Origin of the sequence: Methylobacterium sp. J-048 (assembly GCF_022829515.1) — a bacterium.
GTDB lineage: Bacteria > Pseudomonadota > Alphaproteobacteria > Rhizobiales > Beijerinckiaceae > Methylobacterium.
Genome location: NZ_JAKSYL010000128.1, coordinates 22075 through 34792 on the forward strand (window position 1 = coordinate 22075; position 12718 = coordinate 34792).

Annotated in this window: 15 protein-coding genes; 9 read left to right on the forward strand and 6 right to left on the reverse strand. The window is 69.8% G+C overall.

Annotated elements, in window-relative coordinates; genetic code table 11:
• Positions 1-27 precede the first annotated feature (27 nt).
• Positions 28-705 (forward strand): HAD family hydrolase, encoded by a 678-nt coding sequence (locus tag MKL09_RS11295; RefSeq protein ID WP_244020210.1) that lies wholly within the window; start codon positions 28-30, stop codon positions 703-705.
• A 579-nt stretch (positions 706-1284) separates the two neighbouring features.
• Complete coding sequence (locus tag MKL09_RS11300) at positions 1285-1620, forward strand: hypothetical protein (protein ID WP_244020211.1); 336 nt, start codon at positions 1285-1287, stop codon at positions 1618-1620.
• A gap of 39 nt (positions 1621-1659) precedes the next feature.
• Here MKL09_RS11300 and MKL09_RS11305 read toward each other — a convergent pair whose 3' ends face one another.
• Positions 1660-2379 carry an invasion associated locus b family protein gene (locus MKL09_RS11305; RefSeq protein ID WP_244020212.1) on the reverse strand — a complete coding sequence of 240 codons (720 nt, stop codon included), beginning with the start codon at positions 2377-2379 and terminating at the stop codon, positions 1660-1662.
• Positions 2380-2519: 140 nt separating this feature from the next.
• Complete coding sequence (locus MKL09_RS11310) at positions 2520-2795, reverse strand: hypothetical protein (RefSeq protein ID WP_244020213.1); 276 nt, start codon at positions 2793-2795, stop codon at positions 2520-2522.
• A 233-nt stretch (positions 2796-3028) separates the two neighbouring features.
• Between MKL09_RS11310 and MKL09_RS11315 the strand changes: the two genes are divergently transcribed.
• Both MKL09_RS11315 and MKL09_RS11320 read left to right on the forward strand, forming a co-directional pair.
• Positions 3029-3298, forward strand: a complete 270-nt coding sequence (locus MKL09_RS11315; protein WP_244020214.1) for a CopG family ribbon-helix-helix protein — start codon at positions 3029-3031, stop codon at positions 3296-3298.
• A complete protein-coding gene (locus MKL09_RS11320) occupies positions 3295-3603 on the forward strand; it encodes a type II toxin-antitoxin system RelE/ParE family toxin (RefSeq protein ID WP_244020215.1) in 309 nt (102 codons plus the stop codon). Before MKL09_RS11315 ends, MKL09_RS11320 begins: the two co-directional genes overlap by 4 nt.
• Positions 3604-3666: 63 nt before the next feature.
• On the opposite strand, the gene MKL09_RS11325 is transcribed toward MKL09_RS11320, so the two are convergent.
• Positions 3667-4170: an AAA family ATPase gene (locus tag MKL09_RS11325; RefSeq protein WP_244020224.1), complete on the reverse strand. Its 504-nt coding sequence runs from the start codon at positions 4168-4170 to the stop codon at positions 3667-3669.
• A gap of 425 nt (positions 4171-4595) precedes the next feature.
• Between MKL09_RS11325 and MKL09_RS11330 the strand changes: the two genes are divergently transcribed.
• Both MKL09_RS11330 and MKL09_RS11335 read left to right on the forward strand, forming a co-directional pair.
• Positions 4596-5507, forward strand: a complete 912-nt coding sequence (locus MKL09_RS11330) for a hypothetical protein (RefSeq protein ID WP_244020216.1) — start codon at positions 4596-4598, stop codon at positions 5505-5507.
• A gap of 170 nt (positions 5508-5677) precedes the next feature.
• Positions 5678-5929, forward strand: a complete 252-nt coding sequence (locus MKL09_RS11335; protein WP_244020217.1) for a hypothetical protein — start codon at positions 5678-5680, stop codon at positions 5927-5929.
• Between the two features lie 219 nt (positions 5930-6148).
• On the opposite strand, the gene argH is transcribed toward MKL09_RS11335, so the two are convergent.
• On the reverse strand, positions 6149-7528 hold the full coding sequence (argH, locus tag MKL09_RS11340) for an argininosuccinate lyase (RefSeq protein ID WP_244020218.1): 1380 nt from the start codon (positions 7526-7528) through the stop codon (positions 6149-6151).
• Between the two features lie 42 nt (positions 7529-7570).
• Here argH and tlpA point away from each other — a divergent pair, with 42 nt between their 5' ends.
• On the forward strand, positions 7571-8212 hold the full coding sequence (tlpA, locus tag MKL09_RS11345) for a thiol:disulfide interchange protein TlpA (protein WP_244020220.1): 642 nt from the start codon (positions 7571-7573) through the stop codon (positions 8210-8212).
• A 4-nt stretch (positions 8213-8216) separates the two neighbouring features.
• On the opposite strand, the gene MKL09_RS11350 is transcribed toward tlpA, so the two are convergent.
• Both MKL09_RS11350 and MKL09_RS11355 read right to left on the reverse strand, forming a co-directional pair.
• Complete coding sequence (locus tag MKL09_RS11350; RefSeq protein ID WP_244020225.1) at positions 8217-8783, reverse strand: type II toxin-antitoxin system VapC family toxin; 567 nt, start codon at positions 8781-8783, stop codon at positions 8217-8219.
• 2 nt (positions 8784-8785) lie between these two features.
• Positions 8786-9097 carry a hypothetical protein gene (locus MKL09_RS11355; protein WP_244020221.1) on the reverse strand — a complete coding sequence of 104 codons (312 nt, stop codon included), beginning with the start codon at positions 9095-9097 and terminating at the stop codon, positions 8786-8788.
• Positions 9098-9208: 111 nt separating this feature from the next.
• Between MKL09_RS11355 and nhaA the strand changes: the two genes are divergently transcribed.
• On the forward strand, positions 9209-10414 hold the full coding sequence (gene nhaA / locus MKL09_RS11360; RefSeq protein ID WP_244020222.1) for a Na+/H+ antiporter NhaA: 1206 nt from the start codon (positions 9209-9211) through the stop codon (positions 10412-10414).
• Positions 10415-10468: 54 nt separating this feature from the next.
• Positions 10469-12226: a carbamoyltransferase gene (locus MKL09_RS11365; RefSeq protein WP_244020223.1), complete on the forward strand. Its 1758-nt coding sequence runs from the start codon at positions 10469-10471 to the stop codon at positions 12224-12226.
• Positions 12227-12718: the final 492 nt, after the last annotated feature.

Below are 12718 nucleotides of genomic sequence, written 5' to 3' on the forward strand. Positions count from 1 at the left end.
GCACGGGGTCGTCGAGGACAGGCGATCTTGGACGCGCACGCCCGGAAGCTCGGCCTGGTGATCTTCGATTGCGACGGCGTCCTCGTCGACAGCGAGCCCCTCAGCCTCGCCTGCCTGACGGCCGGCCTCAACCGGATCGGCGTGGCCATCGAGTTCGACACCGTGCGGGCGCGCTTCACCGGCACATCGATGGTGTCGATCATGGAGCACGTCGCGCACGATTACGGCGTCACCGCCCCTCCGGGCTTCGTGGACGCGGTCAAGGCCGAGACGCTCGCTCTGTTCGACGCCGAGCTGCGCGCGATGCGCGGGGTCGCGGAAGCGGTGGCGGCGCTCGGCCTGCCGGCCTGCGTCGCGTCGAGCAGCGACCCGGTGCGCCTGCGCCATTCCCTGAGCCTGACCGGGCTGCTGCCGTTGTTCGGCGAGCGGGTTTTTTCCTCGGCGCAGGTCGCCCGGGGCAAGCCGTTCCCCGACCTGTTCCTGTTCGCGGCCGAGCGTATGGGCGCGGCGCCGGAAGCCTGCCTGGTGATCGAGGACAGCGTGCCCGGGGTCACCGCCGCCCGGAGCGCCGGCATGCGGGTCGCCGGCTTCACCGGTGGCGGCCATTGGGGCCACGACCTCGCGGGGGCCGACCTCACGCGTGCCGGCGCCGACCGGGTCTTCTCGAATTTCAATGACCTCGCCGCGGTGATCGCCGGCGCCTGAGACCATCGCGTCTCCCGGGCGGCCCGACGGGACCCGCTTCCTGCCAAGCCGGGCCCGAAAATCGGAAGCCGGTTCCGTTGACGGGCCGGCGGTCCGGGCCCATCTTGATCGTCGTCGAAAGGGGTGGATGTCCTGGTCCCCTCTCCTCGGCCGCGGTGATTTGAGACGCGTAGCTTGCGCCGCGGCATCAAACGCTCAAGCACTGCGACGGCGCCCGCGCCGCGCGGTCCTTCAGTCTGGAGGACATGGGATGTCGATCCGAACCGGCTCCTCTCGCCACCCGCTCCGCCTCGCGCAGGGCGCCCCGGCCCATCGGAAGTGCTGTCGATGCCAAGCTGGTCTCGACGCGGGCTTCGCGTCGAAACCGGGGATGCGCTCGAAAGCCTGACCGGACCGAGCATCGGCCCGCCGAGGCAGTCCGCCGCGCCTCCGAACAGTCCGGCGGCCTGCGATCGTGCGTTCGTCACATCCCAAGCCTAGAGACCCGCACGATCGACGAGATCGGCGAGATCTGAGCCGCACCAACTCTTTCCCGCATTCCGGCACGGCCCTGGCGCCGGCCAAGGCAGGATTCCGTCCATGCACAGTCTCGACGTCGCGCTTCCGCCGACAGACCACCCCGACCGGTTCGCCGACACCCTGCCACCCGACCACGTTGCGCGCGCCGAACCTGCCGCGGATCGGACGGAGCCGCCCCGGGTGATCGAGATCGGCGAGGTCACCGCCGGCATCGCCGTGCCCGAGGGGCGCGGCGTGCGGTTCTTCTCGTCCGCGCGGGATTTCGACGGCCTCGACGGAACCGTGTTCCGCAACGCCGAGCAGGCGGCCCGCGCCGCCCGCGATCGGATCGCGGCCCGCGCCCGCTCGGCCTCCGGTCAGAGGCAGGTCGTCGAATTCCGACGCCGCCGGGCCTGAGTAGGCTCCTCCGAACCGACTTCTACTTGGCGCACTCGTCTACTTGGCGCACTCGTCCCGGGTGCGCTTCATCGCCTCCGCGAACCCGGCGAGCGCGTATTCGTCGCTCGTCGGGTTGCCGCGCAGCGAGGTGGTCTTGATCACCAGCTTCGGGTTGCGCGCGCTCATCTCGGAGACCACCCGGGCCTCCTCGGCCGGGTTCTGCAGCCAGGCATTGCCGTCCTTCACGACCAGGCCGTAGCGGCCGGCGCCGAGATTGAGGCTCGGATCGGTCGGCGCCGCCGCCGAGCCCGGCTTGATCTGGGAGGCGGCGGGCTTCGACGGGAAGCCCAGCATCACCGCCACCTCGTTCTGGACGTTCTCACCCTTGCGCACGCTCACGAACAGGTAGGCGGTGTCCCGCTTCAGGGTCTTGGGCGAGCGCGCCTGCGGCTGGGCGATGGCGTAGCAGAGCTTGGCACGGCCATCGCCGTTCACGAACACGTTCCAGTCGCCGAAGATCGCCACCGGGGTGGCCTGCTGCATGCCCGGAGGTGTCGCCGCCTTCTTCTCGGGCCGCGGTGCCCGCTCCCGGCGCGGCCGGCGTCCGCGCTTGGCCGGGGCGGCATCCGAAAAACCGTCCGCCTCCGCCTCCTGCGCCTGGGCGACCGTCGCCGACAGGACCGCTCCGCCGACCATGGCCCCGACGAGGCCCGTGACGAGACCGGATGCGAGCAGGGCGAGGGCTCCGACCGGGAGCAGGCGGGGGACGCGGACCATCTTCACTTCCTGACGACGGGCGGCCCCATCTGGGGCCGAACCGGGGATCGGGATCAGTGAAGCCCGCGCAAAAAGTCGGCAAGATGGCAGCCAAGCTCGATGGCGGCCAAGAGGGTTGCAAGAGCGCGGCGCGGAACGGTTCAGACCGCCCGCACCTCGGTGGCCAGCGCCGCGATCACCGCCGCGGGGACGGACACGGAATCGGCTGCGGCTGGCGCGACCGCGTTCGGCAGAGCCGGCAGCGCGCGCTTGCGCGGCGGGTCATTGTAGGGGGTGTTGTAGCCCTTGCGGACGGCCGACCAATAGGTCTCCCGGGTCAGGCCCGAGCCCGTCAGGGCGGCATCGATCATGGCCGTGGCCCGTGCCGCGAGTTCGGGCACCTCATCCGGCTTCAGCCAACTCTCGACAGGCATCATGCGAGCTCCGATCCACACGGCCGAGCTTCTATCAGACCAGACTTAGCCAGACGGTGAACGCGCGGCCCTCCGGATGGTTGCGCTGCACAAATTCGTACCGGGGCTGTGGGCGAGTGTAGGTAACTGTGCCTGCCGAACGGCGAGAGCAGCGGTCTCGGGTCGACGCGGGGCTCTGCCTTGTAACGCTCCCTTGCCCTGTTACGATGTACGCAACTCAACACCTGAGTCTCACGATGCCGGCGAGCACCACGATGACGATCCGGGTTTCGCCCGAGATCAAGGCGAAGCTCGAACAGATCGCCGCTGATACCCGACGCAGTCAGTCGTTTCTCGCTGCTGAGGCCGTGTCTGCGTATGTCGAGCGCGAACTTCAGATCATCGAAGGCATCAAGCGTGGGATAGCCGATGCCGAACGCGGTCACGTCGTATCCCATGACGACGCGATGGCCGAAATCTTCGCTGTCATCGATGCAGCGGAAGCCGATCGCGATGGTCGCATGTGAGGCGGCCGGTCATCTGGTCTCGAGCAGCGCTGGACGACCTGAAAGAACAAATCCGCTTCGTCGCGCGGGATCATCCGGCCGTTGCGCGACAAGTCGCAATTCGTATTCAGGAGGCGGCCGAGGCTCTCGGCGAGACGGCGACGGGTCGACCGGGTCGAGTAACCGGCATTTATGAGAAGTCTCTCATTCGGCTGCCCTACATCGTCGCGTACGCGATGCGGCGGACCAAGAGTCGGGAGAGCGTTGTGATCCTGCGCGTCATCCACACGGCTCGGAATTGGCCGCGTGACGAATGGCCGACCTGATTATCGTTCTGAGCAGTCACGGATTTCGCACGCCCCTGAGTCCCGATCTTTCGAGGATGGCTTTCAGGAGCTCTCGGACGGGCGATGCAGGATCACGGTGAACCCCTCCTCCTCGGTCGGCGCCACGAAGTATTGGGCAAACAGCTCGAACTGCGCGTCCGTCACCGTGAAATCATGCGTGCCCGAAGCATTCCTTGCCCGCAGACGCGCCCTGCACACCTCATCGGCAACGTCGAGATAATGGAGCCGATGCGCGACGCCCGCTTCCTCGAACAGGGTGCGCATCCACGCCCGACTGGCGCGAGTATTGGCGGGGAAATCCAGCACGACCGAGAGCCCGGCCCGGAGCAACTCCACCACATGCGGGCCCATCACGCTCCGCAGGCGGGTCGAATGGCGCACGTAATCGGCCAGGTCGGCCTGCTCGCCGGGATAGAGCCGGGCGAGCCAGCGATCCTCCGCCGCCACGATGGTGCCGGGATGGGCGCCGAGGCTGGCGGTCAGCGTCGATTTTCCGGCAGCGATCTTGCCGCATACGAGATGCAGCGTCGTGTCATGAGCAGGCATGGTGTTCGACCTTGGGGAGGGCGCATTGGGCGCCAAGACGTTCACGGGCGGGCAGACCCGGCCTGACGGATCAGGCCGGGCCGTTAATTCGGCTGCGGATCGCAGCGCTCGCGCGGTGAATCGACAAGGTCATGAATGATGTCTGCCAAGTCTCGGCCGCTTTGGCTAGAGTGGCCGGGCGAGACGGGAAGGCTGCGTGGCCAGCCATCCAAGTTTTCGGATCATCAGAGGGCGTTGCGCCGGATGCGGCTCCCGCCGAATGCTCACACGACCAAGCATCTTTCCGTAAGACCGGCCGTCGATTTCTAAGGTTATACCCATAATCCAGAGTTGAATTTGCAAAAAACCCAAGCACAGCCTACGTATTTCTTGCCGGCCTCGTCTGATTCCGCCGGCGCACGACAGCTCCGCGCGGCAGGATGGCCATGGTTGGATCTGTGAACCGGGTGGCGGCGATCGAGGGGCCTCAGCGGCCTGCCGGCCAGGCGCACCAATCGGCGCCCCCGCACGGGTCGGCCGATTCGAACGAGACCGTACACGGGGCCGGTCGCGGTCCCGAGCCGGATGACGCTTCACCCCTCGCCGCTTCGGAACGGTTGGGCTACGCCAAGCTGTCCCAGATCAGCAGCGTGCTGACCACCCTGGCCTCGGCGCGGACCAGCCAGCGGGACGTCGCAGCCTTCGCTCTTCAGGAAGCCGAGCGGAAACTCCGGCGGCTCAAGGCCGAAGCCCTCGCGGCCGTGGTCTCCGGTGACAGGAAGGCGGCGGCCCTCATCGCCCAGGACCTGGCCAAGGTGGCCCGGGAGATCGCCGATATTGCCCGGGACTATGCCGCCGCAGGCGGTGAGTCGGGCTTCACGGCGGCCAGCCTCGCCGATGCCGCGGCGGCGATCGATGTGGGTGATACGGCCTCCGGACAGGAGACGATCACCTCGGAGACACCGCAAGCCACCTCGAGCGCGCCCGCGGACGATCCGGACACGGCGGCAGCACAGAGCCGTGCGGCGGCAGGTGATCCGAGCACGGCGTCACCGCATCCGACCGCCGATGACGCCGAGCAGCCCCGATCCTTGCCGGAGGACGAGGCTTATCCCGGCTCCCTTCTCCGTCACGGAGCGGGCGGTGAGGGCGACGACACCTTCGAGGCCGACGCGCGCAAGCTGCTCGAGGAGGCCGCGGCGTCGAAGCGGGCGATGGAGCGGGTCCTGTACGGCCAGCCGGTCCTGCCGGACGCCACCAGTCCGGTGATCGAGACCAGATCGGCCCTCCAGACCGGCCTCACCACGCTGGTCGCCCGGCCGAACGCGCCAAGCCGCGTCCGAGCCTGGAGGGCGTAGCGAAGGCGGATCGGTTCGGCGGCGCCAGAGCGTTTGCCGCCGAAGCGGGTACCGGTTCGGTGCTGGCGAGCGCGTCGCATCAAGGACTTGGAGCATCGTCCCGAAAGGCGGCTTCCGACTTTCTGGACGATGCACAATCGAGATCGTAGGAAACCGCAGGATATTTTACCGTGGACAAGATCAATGCGACGACGGCCCATTCCTCCGCGCATCGCGCGTCCAGTGCGAGCCGCGCGGATAAGCCCGACGGCGTCGACAAGACCAGCCGGCGGGCGACCGAGAACAAGGTCGTCGAAGCCAAACTGAACCGTGACGAGCAAGCCAAAACAGTGATCGATAGCCGGCCGTCGCAGGCGCACCTGAAATTTCAGGCCTCGCTGCGTTCAACGGATACCAAGGTCGATCTCAAGACCGCGACCTGAGGCGGCCTCACCGAGATTCGGCCGGCGCGCGGTCTTGAACCCTGTTGCCAAAGGGCTCGCAATCGTTTGGAGCATCCCTCCGAAAGCCGGCGGCCACCTTTCGGGACGATGCGCCCGTGGGGTTGGGCGGAGGAGCCTCCGAGGAGCCGTGGCTCCGCCCTGGACCCGCAAAAGGTCGAAGACCTTTTGAAACCAGGACTTTCCACTGCGATTGAGCACTCAGCCGAGCCGCTCGATCCAGCCCTGCGCCTGCGTCCGGACGTTGTCCGGCGCGGTGCCGCCGTAGCTGGTGCGGCTGGCCACCGAGTTCGCGACCCCGAGCACGGCGTAGACCGCATCGGTGATGCGCGGCTCGGCTTCCTGCATCTCGGCGAGCGACAGCGCCTCCAGCCCGACGCCCTTGGCCGAGGCCGCGCCGACCAGCCGGCCGGTGACGTGGTGGGCCTGGCGGAACGGCAGGCCGAGCTCGCGCACCAGCCAGTCGGCGAGGTCCGTGGCGGTGGCGTAGCCGGAGCCGGCGGCTTGGCTGAGCACCGCGGCGTTGGGCTCCAGGTCCTTCACCATGCCGGTCATGGCCGCCAGGCACAGGGACAGGGCCTGGAGGGCGTCGAACGTGCCCTCCTTGTCCTCCTGCATGTCCTTGGAATAGGCGAGCGGCAGCCCCTTCATCACCACCAGAAGGCCGGTGAGCGCGCCGATGATCCGGCCGGACTTGGCCCGCACCAGCTCGGCCGCGTCGGGGTTGCGCTTCTGCGGCATGATCGACGAGCCGGTGGTGTAGCCGTCCGACAGCTTGACGAAGTTGAACTGCGCCGAGGTCCAGACCACCAGTTCCTCGGCGAAGCGGGAGAGATGCACCGCGCAGATCGAGGCGGCGGCGAGCGATTCCAGGGCGAAATCGCGGTCGGCCACCGAATCCAGGGAGTTCGCGGTCGGCCGGTCGAAGCCGAGCGCCGCCGCAGTGGCGTGCCGGTCGATCGGGAAGGAGGTGCCGGCGAGCGCCGCGGCGCCGAGCGGGCATTCGTTGAGCCGCGCCCTTGCGTCGCGGAACCGGCCGCGGTCCCGGGCCAGCATCTCGACATAGGCCAGGCAATGGTGGCCGAAGGTGACCGGCTGGGCCGACTGAAGGTGGGTGAAGCCCGGCATCACCGTGCCGGCATGCTTGAGCGCGGTCTCGGCCAAGGCCCGTTGCAGGTCGGCGGCCTGCTGGTCGAGGGAATCGAGGGTGTCGCGCACCCACAGCTTCATGTCGGTGGCGACCTGGTCGTTGCGCGAGCGCGCCGTGTGCAAGCGCCCGGCCGCCGGGCCGACGATCTCGGTGAGCCGGCTCTCCACCGACATGTGGATGTCCTCGAGCTCGCGCTTGAACACGAAGCGCCCAGCCTCGATCTCGTCGCGCACGGACTTGAGCCCGGCCTCGATCGCGGCCACATCGTCTGCCGGAAGGATGCCGGCTGCGCCGAGCATCGCCACATGCGCCAGCGAGCCGCGGATATCCTGGGGCGCGAGGCGCTTGTCGAATCCGATGGAGGCGTTGATCTCCTCCATGATCTCCGCCGGGCCGCTGGCAAAGCGGCCGCCCCACATCCGGTTGCTCATGTCGATCCTTCCGCGCCCTGAACGTCTCGGCAGGCAAGCCTGATGCCCGGCCGCACCACTCTGATGGCCGGCGCGGGCCTCGCCGCGCTCGCCGTCCTCGGGACCGCCCTATACGGGAGCGGTCTCCTGCCCGGCAACACGGGCGCGGCGTCCCAGCCCTGCGCGGGCGCCGCGTCGGCCCTCGCCCGGGTCGATGCGGCCGCCAAGGGCGAGGTCGCGGGCATGCAGGCCGTGAAGCCGGCGCGGCCCGCGCCCGAGATCCGGTTCAAGGGTCCGAACGGCGCAGAGACCGGGCTGTCCGACCTCAAGGGCCGGCTGCTGCTGGTCAATCTCTGGGCGACCTGGTGCGCCCCCTGCAAGGCCGAGATGCCGGCGCTCGACCGCCTCCAGGCGGAACTCGGCGGCCCGGATTTCGCCGTCGTGGCGATCAACGTCGACACCCGCAATCTCGACAAGCCGCCGGACTGGCTGAAGCAGGCCGGCATCCACGCCCTCGCCTTCTACGCCGATCCGGGCGGCCGCGTGCTGCCCGCGATCCAGCGCGACACCCAATCCCCCGGCCTGCCGACCACGCTGCTGATCGACGCGCAGGGCTGCACGATCGGCGTGATGAAGGGCCCGGCCGCCTGGTCGAGCCCGGACGGGCTGGGGTTGATCCGCGCGGTTTTGGGAAAGGTGTCGTGAAGACTCAGTCGCGCTCGTAGGCGAGGAACCGCCCCTCCGGCGCCAGTTGCTGGATGAGATCGAAATCCTCCCGATTGGCGGTCAGGACCGGAATGCCGGCACGGGCAGCGGTGAGGAAGATCAGCGCGTCGGCGAGACAGGCTGCACGCTGGTGGCTCTGATAGCCCTGGAGGCGCGCCAGGGTTCCGGCGACGAGACCGGCATCCGCAAAGATCTGCGCGTCGGGCGTCAGCAAGCGCGTGTCCGGCATCCGGGCGAAGAGTTCGGCATAGTGATCGCGCAACGCCGCCCAGTTCGGTCCGCGCGGGTCGGCGGCGGCGACCCCGACCGCCAGTTCTGCGAGGGCGACCGCGCAGTGGAACAGCAAGGCGCGCTCGATGCAGCGCTGCAGGGCCTCAGGCAGTCGGCCGGCCGCGCTGTGGATATAGACGCAAGTGTCGAGGACGAGGGCCAGGGGCGCCGCTTCGTCGATGGCCGTCCAATCATCTGCCCGTTCGGGGCGCGGCCGCGGGACGAGGCGGGCACTTCGCTTGTCCGGCTTACGCCGCCGAAGCGTGCCGCGCAGATCCACGCTCAACGCGAGCCGGTATCGAGATCGTGGTCCGGTCCGAGCCGTCCCGCTGTGCGGCCGAGGAAATCCGCGACCGGATCGGACTGCGCGAGGAGCGCCAGGGCGACCATGCCGAGTTCGGTCGTCGACGTGATGCCCGCCTCGCGCTTGGCGGCCTCCACCAGAGCAGGCGGCGCACGGAAGCTGACATGCTCGGACGTGTCGCCGTCGAGCAGCCCGGCGCGCCGTGCCTCCTCCAGCACGGCGGCCTGGATCCGTGCGGCTGGCCGCGGCGTCCGCGTCCGTTGGGCGGATGTGATTTTCGGCACAGCCATGTCTGCACCTCCGACTCTCGAATGGCAGCAGGATAGCCCAACGTTGGATACGCGGACAGATGGCTCACCGCCCCTTGCCCCCGCCCCCGAACCACGCCAAGCCTGCACCCCATGAAGCCGCCCCCGCCCCCCGGCCGCGCTCCGCAGGCTCGGGGCCGGCGCCCGCTCTCGGCCATCCGCGCGATGCTGGCGAGCGAGGCGGCGGGCGGGCTGATCCTGATGGCCGCCGCGGCGCTGGCGCTGGTCGTGGCCAACGGGCCGTTCGCCGAGACTTACGCGCACGCGCTCCACGCCGCGCTCGGGCCGATGAGCGTGCAGCACTGGATCAACGACGGCCTGATGGCCGGGTTCTTCCTGCTGGTCGGGCTGGAGATCAAGCGCGAGGCGCTCGACGGGCGGCTGCGCACCTGGCCGGACCGGGTGCTGCCCGGCATCGCGGCGTTCGGCGGCATGGCGATGCCGGCCCTGGTCTACGCGGCGGCCAATCTCGGCGCCGGGACCCTGCACGGCTGGGCGATCCCGGCGGCGACCGACATCGCCTTCGCGCTTGGCGTGCTGGCGCTGCTCGGCAAGCGGGTGCCGGTTTCCCTGAAAATCTTCCTGAGCGCCGTGGCCATCGTCGACGATCTCGGCGCCGTGGTGGTGATCGCGCTGTTCTACGGCTCCGGCCTCGATGCCGGGATGCTGGGGCTGGCGGCCCTCGTGCTCGCCAGCCTCTACGGCCTCAACCGGGCGGGCGTGACCCGGCTGTCCGTCTACCTGCTGCTCGGCCTGGCGCTGTGGGTGCTGGTGCTGCGCTCCGGGATCCACGCCACGGTGGCCGGCGTGCTGCTGGCCTTCACGATCCCGATCCGGGTCAGCCCCGGCCGATCGGAGGCGGCGGATTCGCCGCTCCACCAGCTGGAGCACGGGCTGGCGCCCTGGATCACCTTCCTGGTGGTCCCGGTCTTCGGCTTCGCCAATGCCGGCGTGGACCTGACCGGCCTGACCCTCGACGCCCTGCTCCAGCCGGTGACGCTCGGCATCGCCGCGGGGTTGTTCCTGGGCAAGCAGGCCGGCGTCTTCGCCAGCCTGCGGCTCGCCGTCGCGCTCGGATGGGCGCAGCGCCCGGCCGGAGCCGGCTGGGGACAGGTCTACGGCGTGGCGGTGCTGTGCGGGATCGGCTTCACCATGAGCCTGTTCATCGGCGGCCTCGCCTTCGCGGACCCGCAGCACGAGACCGCGGTGAAGCTCGGGGTGCTGGCAGGCTCGGCCCTCTCGGGGCTCGCCGGGGCGGCGATTCTCCTGGTAGTCCCGCGCTCCGAGGGAATCCGGTAGCCGCCGCGCCCGGTCGGGCTCCGTCGCGCGGGAAAATGCGCTACCTGCCTCGTCATGCGCTTCTATCTCGGCCTCGCCACCACCTTCCACGATCCGGCGCTCGCCCTCGTCGGGCCGGACGGCACCGTGCTGTTCGCCGAGGCCGCGGAGCGGTTCCTCCAGGTCAAGCGCGCCCCGAACTGCGAGCCGGACAATCCGGCCCGGATGGCCGTGCTGCTCCGGGACTTCGTTCCGCCCGGCTCGGAGATCGTCGTCGCCTCGTCCTGGGGGCCGCAATTCACCGACTTCCTGCGCGGGCAGGCGGGGGCCGGCGCCTTCGACCTGATGGCGCTGGCCGCCCACACCACGGCACTCAACCGCTCGTTCGTGCCGGAGCAGGCGGAGCGGGTGTTCATCGCCGACCTGCACGCCGCCCAGGCGCGGGCCGGCCACGGCACCCTGCTGGCCCTCATGCAGGAGGCCCGTGCCACCGGCGCGGCGCCGCGCGCAACCGTCGCGGGGCAGCGGCGCTACCCGCACCATCTCTGCCACGCCGCCTACGGGCTCTGGGGCAGCCCGTTCGACGAGGCCACCGCCCTGGTGGTCGACGGCATGGGCGAGACCGGCGCGGCGGCGCTCTACCGGCTGCAGAACGGCCGGATCACGGAGCTGCGCCGCCACCGCGGGCGCGGGTCGCTGGGCTTCCTGTACGGGCTGATCACCGATCTCGCCGGCTTCGACCAGGTGAAGGGCGAGGAATGGAAGATCATGGGGCTCGCCCCCTACGGGAGCCCCGATCCGGACCTCGCCGCCCTGCTGGCCCGCCTCTGCACGGTCGAGAGCGGGCGCCTGCGCTTCGCCGAGGCCGCCACGATCCAGGCGGTCGCCGCCGAGATCCGCGCCCGCCGCCCGGCGGATGCCGAGGAGACCGGCTGGGCCGACGTCGCCCGCTGCGGCCAGGACTTTTTCGGGACTCTAATGGATGTGCTCGTGGCCGAGGCAGCCGCCCTCGGCCCCTCCGAAAACCTCGTGATCGCGGGCGGGTGCGGGCTCAACTCCTCGTATAACGGCCGGGTGCTCGGCCGCTCCGGGTTCACCCGGCTGCACGTGCCCTCGGCGCCGGCCGACGACGGCAACGCGGTCGGCGCCGCCTGGCTGGCCTACGCGGAGGATAATCCGGGCTGGGCCGGCCCGCCCCCCGGGCAGCGCCCGCTCTCGCCGTATCTCGGCTCCCGGGTCTCGACCACCGCGATGGAGCGGCTGGCCGAGCAGGAGCCGCGGGCCAAGCGCGTCGGCCACGCGGAGGCGACCCGGGCCGCCGCACGGATCCTGGCCGCGGGCGGGTTGGTGGGCTGGGTGCAGGGCCGGGCCGAGTTCGGCCCCCGGGCGCTCGGCAACCGCTCGATCCTGGCCGACCCGCGGCCGGAGGGCGCCAAGGACGCGCTCAACGCCAAGGTGAAGTACCGCGAGGCGTTCCGGCCGTTCGCGCCCTCGATCCTGGCCGAGGCCGGGCCGGACTGGTTCGAGGCCTACGCCGACAGCCCGTACATGGAGCGCACGCTGGTCTGGCGCGAGCCGGTTCGCGCCCGGGTGCCGGCGGTGGTCCACCAGGACGGCACCGGCCGGCTCCAGAGCGTCACGGCCGAGCGCAACCCGGCCTACGCGGCCCTGATCGCCGCCTTCGCGGACATCACCGGGGTGCCGATCCTGCTCAACACCAGCTTCAACGTGATGGGCAAGCCGATCCTCGACAGTGCGGAGGACGCGATCCTGATGTTCTACACCACCGGCCTCGACGCCCTCGTGGTCGAGGATTGGCTGGTGGTGAAATAGGACGCGCCGCGGAAGCTGAGAGCACCTTCCCTCTCCTCCTATTCGGCTGCGATGTTCACACATCGCTGCCGAATGAGGGCAACGGCCGTCCCCAGGCGCGTCTCCCTCCCCCCTCTGCGGGGGAGGGAGGCAGCTGGATGGGCTCAGCCTCTTGTTCACAGTGTTCGACGTGGCGGTAGGGGAATCATCAGGCCCCTAGCCTATCTGCGAGCGGAGACGATCGGAACAGCCTCGTGCAGGGGTAGAGGTGACCTCCACGCGCAACGGCGGTTGGCACCAGTCGGCCGCGATGTCGGAACATCCCCGCCGATTAGGAAGGAAGGGGAGTTGCTCTCAGCTTCCGCGGCGCGTCCTCTTTCCCCCCCAGGCGATCCCCTACCCCGAGGGGGGCGAGGGCGGCGGAGCAGGACATCAGAGATCGGACCAGCTCCGCGGAGGGAAGTGGGGTGCGTCTGCGATTCGGGCGTCACGTTCGCATCCTCCTCTTACACC